We start from the raw sequence: 17,989 nt of genomic DNA on the forward strand, positions 1-17,989 counted from the left end.
TACTTTTTGGTGTATAATAGTTTTGCATCTCAGAATCTTTCTAATTGTTGTTGTGGTGATTACAATTATATCTCTCTGAGATGTTTTTTGATACCCTTAGGTGGCTAACTTCATTTTAGAACTTTCCGTCGCTAAAAAATTGAAAAAATCTATTGAAATTGTCATCAAATTTCTTGCATTTTACTGGAAAGTCTGTATAATAGTTAGAGTATGCTATTGGCATACTTGTGGGAGGTAAAAATCTGTAATTACCGCCAAAACCACAATAGGAGGATTTTATATCATGGCTAAAAAAGTCGAAAAACTCGTAAAACTTCAAATTCCTGCAGGTAAAGCTACTCCAGCTCCACCGGTCGGACCAGCTCTTGGTCAAGCAGGTATCAACATCATGGGATTCACTAAAGAGTTTAACGCTCGTACAGCTGACCAAGCTGGAATGATCATCCCAGTCGTTATCTCAGTGTATGAAGATAAATCTTTCGATTTCATCACTAAAACACCACCAGCTGCTGTTCTTTTGAAAAAAGCTGCAGGTGTTGAAAAAGGTTCAGGTACACCAAACAAAACTAAAGTTGCAACAGTTACTCGTGCACAAGTACAAGAAATTGCTGAAACTAAAATGCCTGACTTGAACGCTGCATCTGTTGAAGCTGCAATGCGTATGATCGAAGGTACTGCTCGTTCTATGGGATTCACTGTTACTGACTAAGTAGCACCCAAGATTATCTGATTACAAGGAGACATATAACATGGCTAAAAAAAGCAAAAACTTGCGTGCTGCTCTTGAGAAAATCGACAGCACAAAACTTTACAGCGTAGAAGAAGCTGTTGCTCTTGCAAAAGAAACTAACTTCGCTAAATTTGATGCATCAGTTGAAGTTGCTTACAACTTGAACATCGACGTTCGTAAAGCTGATCAACAAATCCGTGGTGCGATGGTATTGCCAAACGGAACTGGTAAAACTTCACGCGTTCTTGTTTTCGCACGTGGTGCTAAAGCAGAAGAAGCAAAAGCTGCTGGTGCAGACTTTGTTGGTGAAGATGACCTTGTTGCAAAAATCAACGGTGGTTGGTTAGACTTTGACGTTGTTATCGCAACTCCAGATATGATGGCTGTTGTTGGACGTCTTGGTCGTGTCCTTGGTCCACGTAACTTGATGCCAAACCCTAAAACTGGTACAGTAACTATGGATGTTGCTAAAGCAGTTGAAGAGTCTAAAGGTGGTAAAATCACTTACCGTGCTGATAAAGCAGGTATCGTTCAAGCTCTTATCGGTAAAGTATCATTTGACGCAGACAAACTCGTTGAAAACTTCAAAGCTTTCCACGATGTAATGGCTAAAGCTAAACCAGCTACTGCTAAAGGTACTTACATGACTTCAGTATCAATCACAACAACACAAGGTGTTGGTATCAAGGTTGATCCAAACTCATTGTAATAATAACGAAATCCGTTTCTGATGAAGCGGATTTTTTTGATGAAAATATAGTGATATTTCACTAGGTAAAATAGACTAACTGTGGTAAAATAATAAGGATGAAGTATCTTGAAAAGAAGGAGTATCAAATCGTGGAACCCAAATACAAACGTGTCTTGATTAAGTTATCAGGTGAAGCTTTAGCAGGAGATAAAGGGGTCGGTATTGACTTACCAACTGTTCAGAAAATGGCTAAAGAAATTTCTGAAGTACATGAATCAGGTGTGCAGATTGCTCTTGTTATTGGTGGTGGTAATCTTTGGCGTGGTGAGCCTGCTGCGGAGGCAGGGATGGACCGTGTTCAAGCAGACTATACTGGGATGCTTGGAACAGTCATGAACGCTTTGGTGATGGCTGACAGTCTTCAACAGTACGGCGTGGATACCCGCGTACAAACTGCTATTGCTATGCAGAATGTCGCTGAACCTTATATTCGTGGACGTGCCCTACGTCATCTTGAAAAAGGGCGTATCGTCATTTTTGGTGCTGGTATCGGTTCTCCTTATTTCTCAACAGATACAACGGCTGCGCTCCGTGCAGCAGAGATTGAAGCAGATGCTATTCTCATGGCTAAAAATGGCGTTGATGGAGTCTATAACGATGATCCACGTAAAAATGCTGACGCAGTTAAGTTTGATGAATTGACACACGTTGAAGTGATCAAACGCGGTCTTAAAATTATGGATGCGACAGCTTCTACACTTTCAATGGACAATGATATTGACCTTGTTGTCTTCAATATGAATGAAGTTGGCAATATTAAACGTGTTATTTTCGGTGAAAACATCGGAACAATCGTTTCAAATAAAACCTCTCATTAAGTAGCTCTGCTATTAAACAAAAGAAAATAAAGGAAAAGAAAGGGATTGCCTCTAATAGGTCATGATGAAACTGCAAAGGTTTCTGAAATTGAGTTAGAGGAGATATTTGATAAAAATTATGGCAAACGCAATTATTGCAAAAGCACAAGAACGCTTTAAACAGTCACATGAATCACTAGCTCGTGAATTTGCATCAATCCGTGCAGGTCGTGCAAACGCAAGTCTTTTAGACCGTATTCAGGTGGAATACTATGGGGCTCCAACGCCTCTTAACCAATTGGCATCAATTACAGTTCCAGAGGCTCGCGTTCTTTTAATCACACCGTTTGATAAGTCAGTTTTGAAAGACATCGAACGTGCGATTAATGAGTCAGATTTGGGAATTAACCCAGCTAATGACGGTTCAGTTATCCGTTTGGTGATTCCAGCGCTTACTGAAGAAACCCGTAAAGAGTTAGCTAAAGAAGTGAAAAAAGTTGGAGAAAATGCTAAGATTGCTATTCGTAATATCCGTCGTGACGCGATGGATGAAGCGAAAAAGCAAGAAAAAGCTAAAGAAATCACAGAAGATGACTTGAAATCTCTTGAAAAAGATATTCAAAAAGCAACAGATGATGCTGTTAAGAAAATTGATAGCATGACTGCTGAAAAAGAAAAAGAACTTTTGACTGTCTAAAAATCAAAAATAGTAAAGATGAGGAGGTGGTGGTTCCACTTCCTCAATTTTGTAAAGGAAAATAAATGAATAAATTACTTGGAACAGTTATCACTGGATTGGTAACGGATGAAAATACAAACTTTTATTTTGTCCAAAAAGACGGCTTGACGTTTGCCTTGGATAAAAATGAAGGAACACATGCTATTGGAGATATGGTCACAGGTTTTGCCTATAGCGACAGTAAACAAAAGCCACGCTTGACTACCAATGAAATAAAAGCAACTCGCACAACGTATGGTTGGGGAACTGTGACGGATGTCCGAAAAGACCTAGGGGTTTTTGTGGATACAGGTTTACCTGATAAGCAAGTCGTTGTCTCTCTTGATATTCTTCCAGAGATTAAGGAGTTGTGGCCTAAAAAAGGCGATCAACTTTACGTAACGCTTGATGTAGATGCCAAAGACCGTATTTGGGCAATTCCTGCGCAGCCTGAAATTTTCCAAAAAATAGCTGGTCCTGCCTATGATAATATGCAAAATCAAACCTTGAAAGCTATTGTTTACCGTTTGAAATTATCTGGAACCTTTGTGTACTTACCAGATAATAACATGCTCGGTTTTATTCACCCAAGTGAACGTTTTGTAGAACCACGCCTAGGAGAGGTGCTTGAGGCCCGTGTTATTGGCTATCGAGTGGTTGATAGAACTTTGAATCTTTCTGTTAAGCCTAGATCATTTGAAATGTTGGAAAATGATGCTCAGATGATTTTAACTTATCTGGAAAGCAATGGTGGTTTTATGACCTTGAATGACAAATCCTCACCAGACGATATCAAAGCGACCTTTGGCATTTCAAAAGGACAATTTAAAAAAGCTTTAGGTGGATTGATGAAAGCTAAGAAAATCAAGCAAGATCAATTTGGCACAGAGCTTATCTAAGTTAATCTAGAAGATAAAAAGACCAAGTCACTTCACGAGAGGATTTGGTCTTTTATGTTGTCAATAGATTTTTATACTTAACCAAAATCAAAAATTACTTTTTTGCTTCTTTCTTAAAAGTGCGGACGCTCCAAAGGTCTGGGAGACCTTTGGAGGTGGGAAATGAAGCTGACGAAGTCAGTATCACAACCTCCTTTGGAGTTTCATTGCTAGATTTGAGCTTATCTCTATCGCAGTAGATGATTGGCTGTACTTGTCGACGACTCGACAGCGTCCAACCTAATCATCCTTGCGGGGGAACTACTATGAAATTGATTCTCAATTTCTGTAGTTCTCCCAAAAATCCGTTCTTATCAAGCCACTTCCCCTCGCTCTTTTATTTCTGAGCTTGGGCTAAAACTGTCCACTGGACAGTTTCACTAATAAGAATGCCACCACAGCGAAAGAAGCGCTGGGAAATTGATACCTTTATTGGTCCTTGAGTTTGCTCAATATGCTAATTTTGATTTTGGTTGAGTATTAATAGTGTTTGAAAATCGCTTGTTTTAACTCGGCTGTTAAGATGCCTTCTTTTTCACAGGTTAAATAGATTGTGGCTAGAAATGATTTGATATTGAGTGAACAGAAATAGTCTTCTGGCTCTTGTTCGGAATAGTTGAGGTCGGAAATCCATTGCGCTAATATGGTTTGAGTTAATTTTTCAGAGAGAAGGAGTTGGCTAATAACCATGGCTAATCGATCGGCTTCACCAGCTGAAAAGACAGAGATTTGCAGATAGAGGAGTGTGGTGATAGCTTGCCAAACGTCTTTTAAGCGTTCTTTAGGAAAATTATCGTGAAGACTAGTAGCTAATAGGAGTTCGGCACCGTGAGCGATAGCGTGTATCCATCCCAAATCGTTATCGTAGCCACGAGTATCTTTTTCTCGTGTTAGAAAATTTAGTGATAACTCAAATAGTGGTGCTCTGCTATTTTCTAAAAGAGAAAAGTAAGGACTTCCCTGCCAATTGTCACAAGAAATGAGTAGGCTCGTCAGCAAGGCGCTAAAAGATCGTGTTAGTGTATCGGTATGTGTTAGAAGTTCACGTTCGTGAATGTTGTTAGCAAGCCAGATAAATTGTTCAGGACTGATTAAGTGGTGTTCAAAGCCGTGGCAAAAACTGTTGTAAATCACTTCGTCACGTATGGCTGGGTCAGGATGCCCAATGTTATCAAGGCACCAAGAGATTTCGTGATCGGTATAAGGAGACTGACTGTTAAGTTTGTTTTGTAAGAGTTCTTTCATGGAGTATATTATACAATAAAATAGTCAAAAAAACTTAAAATGATTGTTTGAGTTTGAAACCACTTTGAAATAGTTCTGAAATATGATAAAATGAAACTATCTTGAATTTGTACCAAAGAGGTGTTGTGTGAAAAAACGTGTTGTATTACTAGCAGCTTTAGTTGCTCTGCTTTTTCCAGCGACGGTAAAAGCGGATGATATTATGGACATTACTCGTGCGGCAGGTTATGATGTTCTTGAGATTAATCGTCCAAAATCTTCGATAGCTATTGATGGAAAAACTGGGGAGATTCTTTGGCAGGATAATAGTGATGCTCTCAGAGATCCAGCGAGTATGAGTAAGGTGATGACGCTCTATCTGGTATATGAGGCGATTGCTGAGGGACGTCTGACAGAGGAAACGATTATCACAGCGACTGAGACAGATCAAGCTATTGCTCAGATTTATGCTATTTCTAATAATAAAATTGTAGCTGGTGTGGATTATACAGTTGGTGAACTCATTACGATGACGGCTGTCCCATCGTCGAATGCAACAACCGTTATGCTTGCCAATTATTTGTCTAATAACGATGCGGATGCTTTTTTGGATCTGATGAATGCCAAAGCTAAAGAGCTAGGAATGACGAACACGACGTGGAACAATGCTAGTGGTGCAGCGGCAGTAGCGTTTAATGGTTATTATTTGCCTACACGTTATCCTATTGAATTACCAAACGAAACGACTGCGCGTGATTTAGCCATATTAGTTTATAATTTTGTTAAGAAATATCCAGCTATCCTCAATCATACTAAAGATCCAGTCGTTACTGTGAAAGCAGGGACACCATATGAGGAGACTTTTGATACTTATAATTACTCTTTACCAGGTGCAAAATATGGTATTGAAGGGGTTAATGGTCTTAAAACAGGCTCAAGTCCAAGCGGTGCCTTTAATTATATGGCAACTGTCAATCGTAAGGGGCAAGAAGTCATTGCAGTGATTATGGGAGTGGGTGACTGGTCTGATCAAGATGGTGAGTATTATCGTCATCCTTTTGGGAATGCTATTATTGAAAAAGCATACGCTGATTATGAAACGCGTCTCCTATTAAAAGCAGGAGAGCAGGAAATCAATGGACAAAAATACGAACTTAAAGAGGATTTCTATGGTACTTTGAAAAAAGGAAGTACCCCTGTTTACGCTATCGATGAGCAAGGCAACCTGTCGTTGGATAATGGTCTAGAAAGTGTTAGTCCTAACATCACATCGAGCCAAAAGGTGACTAAGGTTGAAAATCCAGTCGCAAAGGCTATTAAGAAAGTTATTCCAGGATCAGCTGACCAAGATGTGACACTTTTTGATTTGTTCTTCAAGAAAGGCTTAATCCTCATACCTCTTTTGGCTATTCTATTGGGTATTGTAGCCGTTGAAGTGAAACGAAAACGCAAATAATATAAGGTATAAAAGAGGTTGGAACAAACCTCTTTTATACCTTATATTTTGGATAGTAATAACAGTTTGACGCATTGGTTGATTGGAAGTCCTAGCCCCTTGAATAGTAAGCGTTAGCGGCCAATCTAATCAACTGTGCGGAGGTGTGACTACGAAGCCGATTTCTTTGAAATCGTAACTTCTGTCACACTCTCTTTTTAAATTGCCTAATAAAGCGACTTTTTGCTATAATGAAACCATTATAAAAGTTTGAAATCACAAAAGAGTTTTTAGAGAGGTGAAAAGTATGGAAAGAGCTATTTTTGCTGGCGGTTGTTTCTGGTGTATGGTGCAACCTTTTGAAGAACAAGATGGGATATTGTCTGTTCGTTCAGGCTACACGGGTGGTCATGTCCCGAATCCTACTTATGAAGAGGTTTGTGCCAAGACGACAGGGCACACCGAGGCAGTTGAGATTATCTTTGAACCAGAGAAGATTAGTTTTGCTGATTTGGTGGAGATTTATTGGGCGCAGACTGATCCAACAGATGCCTTTGGTCAATTTGAAGATCGAGGAGACAACTATCGTCCAGTGATTTTCTATTTTGATGAGCGTCAAAGGGAAATAGCAGAGCAGTCTAAGGCAGCTTTGCAAGCTTCAGGACGTTTTGAACAACCTATTGTAACGACCATTGAACCAGCGCAGCCTTTTTACGAAGCAGAAGAATACCATCAAGGTTTTTATAAAAAAAGCCCTGAGCGTTATAAAGAAAGTTCAGCTATTCGTAAAGCCTTTCTCAAGGATAATTGGAAATGATAACGATTTTAGAATTGACTACCTGCCATTTGGAGCAGGCTGCTCCGCTTTTTGCCTCTTTTAGGTCTACATTAAGACGTTTTAAGAATCGTATGGTAGAGCCTGATTTAGAAGAAGGGCGTGAAGAGTTCGCATACTTTTTAGAAGAGAAATTTCCAGTCTATGGTGCTTTCGTTGAGCATAATCTAGTTGGCTACATCGTTTGTAAAGTTGAAGGTTCCTTGGTTTGGGTAGAACAGATTTTTGTATCTGAGCTTGCCAGAAAGCAAGGGATTGCTACGGCACTTTTTCAAAGGGCTGAGAGGTTATCGCAGTTTTTAGGTGGTGAAACCTTGTTTCATTATGTTCATCCTAACAACCATGGGATGATAGCGTTTTTGAGAAAGCAGGGATATACTGTTTTAAATTTGATTGAAGTTCGTAAACCATTTGAAGGAGAAGAATTAACTCGTACCATTCAAGTGGGAGACGAAACATTTGATTATTGAGGAGAATTGGCATTGAGAAAATCATTTTACACCTGGCTGATGGCTCAGCGTAATCCAAAAAGTCATGAGCCGGTAGCCATCTTAGCTGATTTAGCTTTTGATGAGACAACGTTCCCAAAACATACGGATGATTTTGAAGTTGTCAGTCGTTACTTGGAAGATGAGGCGAGTTTTGCCTTTAATCTGAGTGATTTTGATAAGATTTGGGAAGACTATTTAGGGCATTAAGAAAAAAGGAGATAATTATGAAAACTATTCATACAGATAAAGCCCCTGCGGCTATTGGTCCATATGTTCAAGGAAAAATTGTTGGCAATTTGTTGTTTGCCAGTGGTCAAGTTCCGCTTTCACCAGAGACAGGAGAGATTGTCGGTGATACCATCCAAGAACAAACTGAACAAGTGTTGAAAAACATTGCAGCGATTTTAGAAGCTGCGGGTACTGATTTTGATCACGTGGTGAAAACGACATGTTTCCTCAGTGATATGAATGATTTTGTGCCTTTTAATGAGGTTTATAAAACAGCTTTTAGTTCGGACTTTCCAGCACGTTCGGCTGTAGAGGTTGCACGTTTACCACGTGACGTCAAAGTTGAAATTGAAGTGATTGCTGAAGTTCAAGCATAGGCATTAATAATCGAAATAAACTAAAAACAGTAGCTTAATCAATCTGATTAGCTACTGCTTTTTTATATAGTTAAGTGATGATACTCTCTAAAAATGAATCAATAAAGTTTGGATGGAACTGTTTTTGTTAAGTTGAGGTAGTCATGTTATAGTGTTTTATCTTTAAAATAGTAAACTCGTTTAAGATAAATTGTTTCAGTCACAATGAATTTCCCTTCAACATATGGTTTTTTTATAATATCTTATTGTTGGTATTTTCTGCAATCATTACGAGCGACGAAGTCGCCACAACTAGCACTTTCCGCAGTGGTGATAACACTAAAACTAATTAGTTTTAGTGTGAAGGGGTTGGCAAGACCTAGGCTTGCCAAGAAGGAATGGAACTCTGTAGGAGGTCGCTTCCGCCCCACACCACATTAGGAGAAGTGCTAACAAAAATACTAAATAAAAACTAATTGACTTTAACAGTTGATTTTTGTTAAGTATAAGATTCAGATGATTAGTAGGGATAGGTACCGTTAATAATTTTGACGATTTGGTCTTGAGCTTCAGTTGCTTCTGGAATAGGATAAATAGGGTAAACGTGATTCATACCAGTTTTTTCGATATAGATAATTTTGCTGGTAGCTGTTTCTTTGAGTGTCTTAGCATAATCTCGAATGTCTGGATAGAAGATGTCACGTGTTCCTGTCAGAATTGCAATTGGCGCTAAATGTTGTGTAGGACCATTTTTAGGGCTGACATAGATGTGGTCAGTGTTATCGGGATTTTTAGCCCAGAGCTCTCCGACGCGTTTTAACCCCCACGATGATAAAATAGGATCACTATTTTCGTACTGAGAAATTTCAGAATGACTCATAGTGACATCAAGCCAAGGAGAGAGTAAGACAATTTGTGTAGGTTGTTGCAAGTGGTTGGTTTCATGTTTTAATGCATGAGCTAACCCTAGTGCCAGACCACCGCCAGCAGAGTCTCCCATTAAAATTAAATGATTTGTCTTTTTTAAAATATCATCATAGAGATTCAAAAGGCGCGGAATGGCATAATCGTAGCTATAACGCGGTGCTTTAGGGTAAATTGGTAATACGATTTTAGCATCTAATGCTATCGACAAGTTTCGCAACATGCTGATGTGATAGCTAGTTGGGTTGTTGAGATAAGAACCGCCTGCTAGATAAAGAATTGTTTTTTGATTGGAATCGTTTTTATCGTTCCAAGTAAATACCTGCATGTCATAGAGTGTCTCTTGTTTTAGCTCGCCATTAACAGAAGCTTGGTCAAGTTGGTAAGGTTTGTCTGATTGTTCTCTACAGGCATCTAAGTAGTTTTGAAAGCTGATATCGCTTTGCTGTGAATAGTAACTTTTATCACGTTTTAACCAAAAGTATTGCTCAATAAACCAACTTTTCCAAGAACGATCGCTAGCATTTACTGGTGAATGATAAGACAATGTTAGAGCTAATCCAGCTAGAAGCATTGCTGATTTTAGTGATTTTTTCAAGAGTAACTCCTTTAGTAACTGTTAATTAATACAGCATTAGTATATAGAAGGATTTGCGGTTTGTCAATATAGACTAAAACAAAATTTTTGTTTATTTAACTTCAAGGGTTGAAAATCATATTGTGACTTACCTATACTAAGTATAAAAGCTAGTTCGAATACAAGCAGAAGAGTTTGAAATAGTGAAATACTGTCATTATTGAGCCCCAAATGCTGTTAGCTTGAAACTGGAACTAAATAGCGAAAGCGGAGGTAAGCATAGAATGATTGCGTGTCCTACTGCTTTTGTTATTCCGTATTTTGTGGTAGAATAAAGTATTAAGTATCAGGTAAAGTAGGTGAATTATGCGCTGTCCAAAATGTCATTGCAATAAATCAAGTGTGATTGATAGTCGCCAAGCAGAGGATGGGAATACCATCCGTCGTCGTCGTGAATGTGAAGAATGTGCCAATCGTTTTACGACTTTTGAGCGTCTAGAGGAAATGCCTCTTCTTGTGATTAAGAAGGATGGTACACGTGAGCAATTTTCTCGTGACAAGATTTTGAATGGAATCATCCAGAGTGCCCAGAAGCGTCCAGTTTCTAGTAGCGATATTGAAAAAGCGATTAGTCGTATTGAGCGCAAGGTGCGTAGTGACTACGATAGTGAAGTTGATAGTACTGTGATTGGTAATTTGGTCATGGATGAATTGGCAGAGCTTGATGAGATTACTTATGTGCGTTTTGCCAGCGTCTACCGTTCTTTCAAGGATGTCGATGAGATTGAAGAGCTTCTTCGACAAATTACAAACCGTGTAAGAGGTAAGAAAAAAGGGAGTCTAAGAGATGACACCGAATGATACCTTTTCCTACCTTGAAGGGAATCGTCATGCTTATGAGCATCAAAGTCTTGCGCAAGTTTATCAGCCAATTTTAGGAGTTGACGCCATTGGTCTTTATGCTTATTTTATAGCTTTTTGGGACAATGGTATCAGACCGCATAAATTTACTGAGATTTTAAATCATATGCAGTTTGGGATGCGGCGCTTTGAAGAGGCGCTAGCTTTGTTGACGGCTATGGATTTGGTTGCATTTTACCAGACACCAGAAGGTTATCTTATTGATATCCAATCAGCCTTGTCAAGTTCTGAATTTTTAGAAAATCCTGCTTATCGAAGATTATTGGAAAAGCGTATTGGCGAGGTAGCTGTCAGAGAATTGATGACGAAAATTCCTGAAACAGCTCGTAATTTATCTAAAAAATTCTCGGAAGTTTTTACAGGTATCGAAGAAACGAATGTTAAGCCGCAACGTCAATCTAGTTTTCAGTGGGAATTTTTTAAACAGCGCATGCAGTCAGAAGGTTTGCGTTTAGAAAAAGAAGATGAGGAAGTCATTGAGCTTTATAATTTGGCTGAAAAATACCACTTAACCTGGTTTGAGTTGTATAAGGTGGCTAAACAAACGGCTTACCGTCATACGATTTTGCCCAAACGCATCAAAATTTTTCTAGAACAAGCGCAGCAGCCAGCAACGTCATCTGATTTTACCAAAGAAGAATTTGAATTGTTGGCGAAATCTAAGACGCAAAGTCCAGCTGAAATTCTCGGAGAGATTAAAAAAGCTCGTAAGGCTGTTATCACTGCGGATGAATGGCGTGTTTTAGATGAACTTGTTGCTATGAATTTCTTGGATGATGTGATTAATGTGATGGTGATTTATACCTTGGCAAAGACCAAGTCTGCAAACCTTAATAAAACTTATCTGATGAAGATTGCCAATGATTTTGCCTATCAAGAGGTTACTAGTGCAGAGGTTGCCATCAGCAAAATGCGCAGCTTTGACCAAAGGAAAAAAGAGAGCAGCAAGAGTGCTAAGCAAGTAAAATCTAATGTTCCTGATTGGAGTAATCCAGATTATAAGAATGAGACGACGCCTGAGGAGAAGGCGAGGTTGGAAGAGATGAAGCGAGAAATGCTTGCGCGTTTAGGAGGGAGTGAGTAGATGGAAAAAGTTGGACAAACTATAGAGCGCAGTCAGCACTTACACCGAGCAGTAACTGATGACTTGATGCGTGTGATTTTAGCTGATTCTGAGGTGGCAGACTTTATTGCTCGCCATCAGATGACTTCTGAACAGATTAAACGTAGTCTCCCGAAATTTAATCAGTATCGCAATGAACGTGCGAAATTTGAAGCGGGAGATGCTAGTTATCTTGCCAAAGGCTATCAACCAGTTCTCTTTATGAATGAGGGTTATGCAGATGTCTCTTATCGTGAGACTGCTGAGCTGAAAGCTGCTCAAAACCAGCAGGCGATTGAAAATCGTATTAATCTGGTTAGCTTGCCAAAAACTTACAAGAAAATTACCTTTCAAGATGTTAATCTTGATGATGTGAATCGTATTCAGGTTTTAGATGACTTGACAACATTTGTCGCTGACTATCCACAAGCTCAGCAAAAAGGACTTTACTTACATGGTGATATGGGGGTTGGAAAATCCTTCATGCTTGCTGCCATGGCGCGTGAATTAGCGGAGAAAAAAGGTGTTTCTACGACATTTTTACATTTTCCAAGCTTTGCCATTGATATCAAAAATGCCATCAATACCGGTACTGTTAAAGAAGAAATTGATGCCGTGAAAAAATCACAGGTATTGATTTTGGATGATATTGGTGCAGAACAGTCAACCTCATGGGTACGTGATGAAGTTCTGCAAGTGATTTTACAGTATCGTATGTTGGAAGAGTTACCAACCTTTTTCACATCGAACTACAGTTTTTCTGATTTAGAGAAAAAAATGGGAATGATCAGAGGTTCGGATGAGACTTGGCAAGCCAAACGTGTGATGGAACGCATTCGTTTTTTAGCGAAAGAAGTACATCTGCGAGGTGAAAATAGAAGATAATGTTACAGTCATAAAATTGTTGATGACATGTGACAGTAATTTAGAAGAAACAAAATATTTAAAGGAGAATTATGGCTTTACCTACAGTTGCCATTGTTGGGCGTCCCAACGTTGGTAAATCAACACTTTTTAACCGTATCGCTGGTGAACGCATCTCTATCGTTGAAGACGTAGAGGGTGTTACTCGCGACCGCATTTATACAACAGGAGAGTGGCTCAACCGCCAGTTTAGTCTGATAGATACCGGTGGTATCGACGATGTGGATGCGCCGTTTATGGAGCAAATTAAGCATCAAGCAGACATTGCGATGACAGAAGCAGATGTGATTGTTTTTGTTGTTTCTGGAAAAGAAGGGGTAACGGATGCCGATGAATACGTATCTCGTATCCTTTATAAGACCAATAAGCCTGTTATTTTGGTTGTCAATAAAGTTGATAACCCTGAAATGCGAAATGACATTTACGATTTCTATTCACTTGGTCTAGGTGATCCCTATCCAGTATCCTCTGTACACGGTATTGGTACGGGTGATGTTTTAGATGCTATTGTGGAAAATCTTCCGACCGAGCGTGAGGAAGAAAATCCAGATATTATTAAATTTAGCTTGATTGGCCGTCCAAATGTTGGTAAATCAAGTCTCATTAATGCTATTTTAGGTGAGGACCGTGTGATTGCTAGCCCTGTTGCAGGAACAACACGCGATGCGATTGATACTAACTTTACAGATAGCGAAGGTCAAGAGTACACTATGATTGACACCGCAGGTATGCGCAAATCTGGTAAGGTTTATGAAAATACTGAAAAGTATTCTGTCATGCGTTCAATGCGAGCCATTGACCGATCTGATGTCGTATTATTGGTGATCAATGCTGAAGAAGGTATTCGTGAATACGATAAGCGTATTGCTGGTTTTGCCCACGAAGCGGGTAAAGGGATTATCATTGTTGTTAATAAATGGGATACCCTTGAAAAAGATAATCACACGGTTTCTCAATGGGAAGCAGATATTAGAGATGGTTTCCAATTTTTAAGCTATGCACCAATTATTTTTGTATCAGCTGTGACTAAACAACGCTTGCATAAATTACCAGAAATGATTAAGCGTATCAGTGAAAGCCAAAATAAACGTATCCCATCAGCTGTCCTTAATGATGTAATTATGGATGCGATTGCTATCAATCCAACACCAACAGACAAAGGAAAACGCCTTAAAATCTTTTACGGCACACAAGTTGCGGTTAAACCACCAACATTTGTTATCTTTGTTAATGAAGAAGAATTGATGCACTTCTCTTATATGCGCTTTTTGGAAAATCAAATTCGTGCTGCCTTTGGTTTTGAAGGAACACCAATTCACCTCATTGCACGTAAACGTAAATAGATAAGAGAAGAGAGTGGGACAGAAGTCATGATTTCGAAGAAATTGACTTCGTCGTCCCACCTCCGCACAGTTGATTAGGATGGCCGCTAACGATTGCGTAGCAAGGGTTTAGGACCTCCAATCAACCACTGCGTCAATCTGTTATTACCATTAAAAATAGAAGGTTGAGATATTTATGTCCCAACCTCTTCTTTAGAAGGAATTATGAAAGCGATTGAAAAGATTTTGATATTTCTTTACATTACAGTCTTAACCTAGGGAATTCTTCTTAAGTTTCGGATAGGTCTGCCTTGGCCGATGGAGTACCGCTCCCTTAATCTTATTCCCTATGCTGAAATAGCACAAACAGTAGGAAGTCAAGCGATAGACTGGCGAGAAATTGTTTTTAATATTGTTGCCTTCACGCCTCTATGATTCTTTTTGAGAAATAGCAGAGCAAAAAGATTACTTGTAACAGCTATTTGCCTAAGTTTAGTTTATGAAGCTACTCAATACCTATTAGCGATTGGGATGGCTGATATTACAGATGTGATTCATAATATTTTAGGAGCTTATCTGGGATTCTTGATGGGAAAAGTTCTCAGAAAAAATCACTAAGGATATCATTGAGAATCAGTCGTTGATTAACTTAGGATGACCGTTAGAAACTATAATAAAAAAAAGCAGACTGGATTTTCCAATCTGCTTTTTTCGATACTCAATTTAGTTTCTATTAGTAGAAGTTATTTCATTGGTATTGGTTGTTTGGCTGCCTGTATCATCGAGAGTGCTTGATTCGGTCACTGATGAGCTTTCAGAAGTTTCTGATTCGCTAGTGCTAGAATCGTCGGTTGTCTCTTCATAATAATTGTAGCTTGGAGTGGCATCGCTAAGGTAGAGGTAGCTACCGCTACGATAAAGCCCATCTGGCATTGTCCAATCTTTATTATAACCACCGGTTAAATAAGTCATCATTTCGCGATAGACATCATTAGCAATGGATAACCCTTGGCCATATACAGGGGTGAGACGGTTTTTATAACCAGTCCAAACAGCCATTGAATACTGAGGAGTATAACCAACAAAGCTTTCATCTGGAGCCATGAGTCCCACGTTCCAATTAGTTAAACCGAGATTCTTTTCAATGGCAGCAAGTTCGTCATCTGTATAGTTAGATGTTCCTGTTTTTCCAGCTTGATGCACGCCATAAATTTGTGCACTAGTTCCAGTACCAGAGTAGAGAACGGTTTTTAGCATATCAGTCATCATATAGGCTGTTGTTTCTTTCATGGCACGATTGCTCTTAGCTTTATAGGTTTTACTTGAACCGTCGCTGAAGGTGATTTTATTAACATACTGAGGTTCGTAGTAGATACCACCGTTGGCGAAAGCAGCATAGGCAGCAGCCATTTTTTCACTACTTGCACCATATTGCTGATCCGTACTTGATGTGGAACTAGAAATGGCATTTGAGTAGTAAAGTTCAGGATAAGTAATTCCTAATCCAGCCAAGAAGTGACTCGCTTTCTCTAAACCAGTTGCTTCTAATGCTCTTACAGCTGGAATATTACGCGATTGCATGATAGCAGACTGCATTGTCATCCAACCATAATACTGACGGTCCCAGTTATGGATTTGCGTTTTAGTGTTTGGCCAGTAATAGAAAGAGTCGTTTAAATTTTGCGCAGTTGAAGTATAAACCTCGTTTTCAATGGCTGGGGCATAATCGGTGATAGGTTTCATGGTTGAACCCCAGTCACGATCGGTTAACACTGCCTGGTTTGAACCAAAGGTAATATCTTCTTGTTGGTTACGAACACCAAGCTGAGCAATAACGTGACCATTGGTAACATCCATAACAGTAGAGGCTACTTGAAATTCCTCATCAGGATAGGCAACGTATGTGTCTGTGTTGTAGATGTCGTATAGATATTCCTGAGCGGCACTATCAACGTTTGTGTAGACCTTAAGCCCTGAGTTGAAAATGTTAAGGCCTGTTTGTTTTTGAACCTCAGCGATAACCTCTGTCAAGTAATTATCATAGTATTTAGGGAAACTTGTGGCAGGTTTTAGGGCTTGTAAGCCATCGTTGACGGGAGTTGCGACAGCGCTATCGTATTCCTCTTTTGTGATGTAGTCATGACGATACATTTGGGATAATACAATGTCACGGCGCTTAGTGGCTAGCTCAGGTTGTGTATAGGGGTCGTATTGACTTGGTGCCTGAGGAATACCAGCAAGTAAGGCTAATTGGGCAACGGATAGCTCGGTTAAATCTTTACCAAAGTAAGATTTAGCTGCGGTACGCATACCGTAGTTTCCATTTCCCATATATACCTTGTTGATATAGAATGTCAAAATTTCTTCTTTTGTAAATTGACGTTCCATTTGCAAGGCTAACCAAATTTCCTGAATTTTTCGCTTAATAGTACGATCTGATTCGGCAGTTGAAAAGTAAGCTAACTTAATAAGCTGCTGATCAAGTGTTGAACCACCTTGAGTCGTATCATTAGTCAGGTTATGCCAAACAGATCCTAAAATACGATAAATATCAATTCCGCGGTGTTGAAAGAAACGATGGTCTTCGATGGACACCACCGCATTCACCAAGCCGATAGGGATATTATCTGAAGTGACGAGTTCTCGTTTTTCGGTACCCAAATCGGCAATCAGGTTGTTGTCTTTATCGTAAATCAAGCTAGAACTTGTGGCCTGCAATTTTTCTTGAGAAAGTTCCGGAGCTTGGCTGGCATAGAAAGCAAACAGACCACCACCTGCCAAAACGGCTAAAATGATAATACTAAGTAGACCGATTGTTAAGTAGCCTAAGATTTTTTTCCAAGGACTTGAGTTCTTAGTTCTGGAAGGTTTTAATTTTTTTCTTGCGTTTTTGATGCTAATCACCGCCTAAAATATATTTATCTATGATATCTAAGTAAGGAACCTGAGGAAAGGCACCTGTTTCTATGGCGAAACCATTTTTTCTGATATAATCAAGAGGCATAGACTTGCTCCCTTGGTCAATCTGATAAAAATCAATCAGAGGTTTCGCAGGGAGAAGGTAAGTCTCTTGGAGACTGGAAAAGTGAAGGAGAACGAAGCAGATACCGTCTTGTTGTAACACATTTGCCATGTGTTCAATCTGGTGATGATGGAAGTTTTTCATAGGCATCGCCGTTTTTTGACGGGTTTCTTTAGCTTCAAAGTCAATGTAATATCCTTTATAAACGCCCGAATAGTCAGTCGTTGAGGCTTGTCTAAAGTAGGCTTCAACAATTTTTGCTCGACTACGTCTAGGATAATCAACTCTTACAATTTGAATCGGGGTAGGTTTTTTATGAATGACCGCCATGTGACGAGACAAGTAATAGTCATTAGTGGCATTGATTGCAGTTTCAAATGACATACCGCGATTAGCAAAATCAATAGTCTTATGGCCCAGCTTATTTTGAGTGGCAGAATGACTTCTTCTGTTGAGCTTATTGGGATAATTAACCATAACCCTCCCTTGATTTTTTCACTTATATCTTATTAATTATAACATAATTTAAAAAAGGATGACAAATAATGACTGCATTTTTAGTGACTGGGTAATTTCCCAAAGTAATTTCCACTTTAGCTTTCGAAGTGGAAATTAGTCTAAAACGGATTTTTATGGTGGAATTAAGTCTGAGACGTTTGTGTTAGAAATGAGTCCTTACTATGACAAAATATAA

At 39.2% G+C, this 17,989-nt stretch carries 19 protein-coding genes; 15 read left to right on the forward strand and 4 right to left on the reverse strand.

All coding sequences use genetic code 11. The features are described 5' to 3' along the window. The first annotated feature begins 283 nt into the window (after positions 1 to 283). From rplK to EAF07_RS09945, 5 genes are all read left to right on the forward strand, one after another. Positions 284 to 709, forward strand: a complete 426-nt coding sequence (rplK, locus tag EAF07_RS09925) for a 50S ribosomal protein L11 (RefSeq protein WP_121836393.1) — start codon at positions 284 to 286, stop codon at positions 707 to 709. A gap of 40 nt (positions 710 to 749) precedes the next feature. Next, positions 750 to 1,439 carry a 50S ribosomal protein L1 gene (rplA, locus tag EAF07_RS09930; RefSeq protein WP_004194879.1) on the forward strand — a complete coding sequence of 230 codons (690 nt, stop codon included), beginning with the start codon at positions 750 to 752 and terminating at the stop codon, positions 1,437 to 1,439. A 128-nt stretch (positions 1,440 to 1,567) separates the two neighbouring features. Continuing rightward, positions 1,568 to 2,299: a UMP kinase gene (pyrH, locus tag EAF07_RS09935; protein ID WP_183121695.1), complete on the forward strand. Its 732-nt coding sequence runs from the start codon at positions 1,568 to 1,570 to the stop codon at positions 2,297 to 2,299. 118 nt (positions 2,300 to 2,417) lie between these two features. After that, the gene (gene frr, locus EAF07_RS09940) at positions 2,418 to 2,975 is read left to right on the forward strand and encodes a ribosome recycling factor (RefSeq protein ID WP_121836395.1); all 558 of its coding nucleotides are present in this window, start codon (positions 2,418 to 2,420) and stop codon (positions 2,973 to 2,975) included. A gap of 65 nt (positions 2,976 to 3,040) precedes the next feature. Then, the gene (locus EAF07_RS09945) at positions 3,041 to 3,895 is read left to right on the forward strand and encodes a CvfB family protein (protein WP_121836396.1); all 855 of its coding nucleotides are present in this window, start codon (positions 3,041 to 3,043) and stop codon (positions 3,893 to 3,895) included. A 519-nt stretch (positions 3,896 to 4,414) separates the two neighbouring features. Here EAF07_RS09945 and EAF07_RS09950 read toward each other — a convergent pair. Further along, positions 4,415 to 5,179 (reverse strand): DUF2785 domain-containing protein, encoded by a 765-nt coding sequence (locus EAF07_RS09950; protein ID WP_121836397.1) that lies wholly within the window; start codon positions 5,177 to 5,179, stop codon positions 4,415 to 4,417. 127 nt (positions 5,180 to 5,306) lie between these two features. Between EAF07_RS09950 and EAF07_RS09955 the strand changes: the two genes are divergently transcribed. The 5 genes from EAF07_RS09955 (at position 5,307) to EAF07_RS09975 (ending at position 8,524) form a co-directional block, all read left to right on the forward strand. Next, positions 5,307 to 6,614 carry a D-alanyl-D-alanine carboxypeptidase gene (locus tag EAF07_RS09955; RefSeq protein ID WP_245962726.1) on the forward strand — a complete coding sequence of 436 codons (1,308 nt, stop codon included), beginning with the start codon at positions 5,307 to 5,309 and terminating at the stop codon, positions 6,612 to 6,614. A 286-nt stretch (positions 6,615 to 6,900) separates the two neighbouring features. Next, complete coding sequence (msrA, locus tag EAF07_RS09960) at positions 6,901 to 7,410, forward strand: peptide-methionine (S)-S-oxide reductase MsrA (RefSeq protein ID WP_121836398.1); 510 nt, start codon at positions 6,901 to 6,903, stop codon at positions 7,408 to 7,410. Next, entirely contained in the window at positions 7,407 to 7,898 is a 492-nt protein-coding gene (locus EAF07_RS09965) for a GNAT family N-acetyltransferase (RefSeq protein WP_121836399.1), read from the forward strand. The genes msrA and EAF07_RS09965 overlap by 4 nt, the downstream gene beginning before the upstream one ends. 12 nt (positions 7,899 to 7,910) lie before the next feature. Further along, positions 7,911 to 8,126, forward strand: a complete 216-nt coding sequence (locus EAF07_RS09970) for a YozE family protein (RefSeq protein ID WP_121836400.1) — start codon at positions 7,911 to 7,913, stop codon at positions 8,124 to 8,126. 14 nt (positions 8,127 to 8,140) lie between these two features. Continuing rightward, positions 8,141 to 8,524, forward strand: coding sequence for a RidA family protein (locus tag EAF07_RS09975; protein ID WP_121836409.1), 384 nt, complete (start codon positions 8,141 to 8,143; stop codon positions 8,522 to 8,524). Positions 8,525 to 9,023: 499 nt separating this feature from the next. On the opposite strand, the gene EAF07_RS09980 is transcribed toward EAF07_RS09975, so the two are convergent. After that, positions 9,024 to 10,025 carry an alpha/beta hydrolase fold domain-containing protein gene (locus tag EAF07_RS09980; RefSeq protein ID WP_425452100.1) on the reverse strand — a complete coding sequence of 334 codons (1,002 nt, stop codon included), beginning with the start codon at positions 10,023 to 10,025 and terminating at the stop codon, positions 9,024 to 9,026. Between the two features lie 345 nt (positions 10,026 to 10,370). Between EAF07_RS09980 and nrdR the strand changes: the two genes are divergently transcribed. The 5 genes from nrdR (at position 10,371) to EAF07_RS10005 (ending at position 14,891) form a co-directional block, all read left to right on the forward strand. Continuing rightward, positions 10,371 to 10,865 (forward strand): transcriptional regulator NrdR, encoded by a 495-nt coding sequence (gene nrdR, locus EAF07_RS09985; protein WP_121836401.1) that lies wholly within the window; start codon positions 10,371 to 10,373, stop codon positions 10,863 to 10,865. Further along, complete coding sequence (locus EAF07_RS09990; RefSeq protein WP_121836402.1) at positions 10,852 to 12,009, forward strand: helicase loader; 1,158 nt, start codon at positions 10,852 to 10,854, stop codon at positions 12,007 to 12,009. Before nrdR ends, EAF07_RS09990 begins: the two co-directional genes overlap by 14 nt. After that, entirely contained in the window at positions 12,010 to 12,912 is a 903-nt protein-coding gene (dnaI, locus tag EAF07_RS09995; protein WP_121836403.1) for a primosomal protein DnaI, read from the forward strand. A 71-nt stretch (positions 12,913 to 12,983) separates the two neighbouring features. Then, a complete protein-coding gene (gene der / locus EAF07_RS10000) occupies positions 12,984 to 14,294 on the forward strand; it encodes a ribosome biogenesis GTPase Der (protein ID WP_121836404.1) in 1,311 nt (436 codons plus the stop codon). 420 nt (positions 14,295 to 14,714) lie between these two features. Further along, positions 14,715 to 14,891 carry a VanZ family protein gene (locus EAF07_RS10005; RefSeq protein WP_121836405.1) on the forward strand — a complete coding sequence of 59 codons (177 nt, stop codon included), beginning with the start codon at positions 14,715 to 14,717 and terminating at the stop codon, positions 14,889 to 14,891. Positions 14,892 to 14,996: 105 nt separating this feature from the next. On the opposite strand, the gene pbp1a is transcribed toward EAF07_RS10005, so the two are convergent. Beyond that, entirely contained in the window at positions 14,997 to 17,177 is a 2,181-nt protein-coding gene (gene pbp1a, locus EAF07_RS10010) for a penicillin-binding protein PBP1A (RefSeq protein WP_121836406.1), read from the reverse strand. Continuing rightward, on the reverse strand, positions 17,170 to 17,772 hold the full coding sequence (gene recU, locus EAF07_RS10015; protein ID WP_121836407.1) for a Holliday junction resolvase RecU: 603 nt from the start codon (positions 17,770 to 17,772) through the stop codon (positions 17,170 to 17,172). Before recU ends, pbp1a begins: the two co-directional genes overlap by 8 nt. Positions 17,773 to 17,989: the final 217 nt, after the last annotated feature.

Source organism: Streptococcus hillyeri, assembly GCF_003686955.1.
Classification (GTDB): Bacteria; Bacillota; Bacilli; order Lactobacillales; family Streptococcaceae; genus Streptococcus; species Streptococcus hillyeri.

Excerpts from the sequence above, each read along its gene's own strand:
- dnaI (WP_121836403.1), top strand. The coding sequence starts at position 12,010 with ATGGAAAAAGTTGGACAAACTATAGAGCGCAGTCAGCACTTACACCGA.
- EAF07_RS09990 (WP_121836402.1), top strand. The coding sequence starts at position 10,852 with ATGACACCGAATGATACCTTTTCCTACCTTGAAGGGAATCGTCATGCT.
- rplK (WP_121836393.1), top strand. The coding sequence starts at position 284 with ATGGCTAAAAAAGTCGAAAAACTCGTAAAACTTCAAATTCCTGCAGGT.
- rplA (WP_004194879.1), top strand. The coding sequence starts at position 750 with ATGGCTAAAAAAAGCAAAAACTTGCGTGCTGCTCTTGAGAAAATCGAC.
- EAF07_RS09945 (WP_121836396.1), top strand. The coding sequence starts at position 3,041 with ATGAATAAATTACTTGGAACAGTTATCACTGGATTGGTAACGGATGAA.
- recU (WP_121836407.1), bottom strand. The coding sequence starts at position 17,772 with ATGGTTAATTATCCCAATAAGCTCAACAGAAGAAGTCATTCTGCCACT.
- frr (WP_121836395.1), top strand. The coding sequence starts at position 2,418 with ATGGCAAACGCAATTATTGCAAAAGCACAAGAACGCTTTAAACAGTCA.
- der (WP_121836404.1), top strand. The coding sequence starts at position 12,984 with ATGGCTTTACCTACAGTTGCCATTGTTGGGCGTCCCAACGTTGGTAAA.
- EAF07_RS09965 (WP_121836399.1), top strand. The coding sequence starts at position 7,407 with ATGATAACGATTTTAGAATTGACTACCTGCCATTTGGAGCAGGCTGCT.
- EAF07_RS09950 (WP_121836397.1), bottom strand. The coding sequence starts at position 5,179 with ATGAAAGAACTCTTACAAAACAAACTTAACAGTCAGTCTCCTTATACC.
- msrA (WP_121836398.1), top strand. The coding sequence starts at position 6,901 with ATGGAAAGAGCTATTTTTGCTGGCGGTTGTTTCTGGTGTATGGTGCAA.
- nrdR (WP_121836401.1), top strand. The coding sequence starts at position 10,371 with ATGCGCTGTCCAAAATGTCATTGCAATAAATCAAGTGTGATTGATAGT.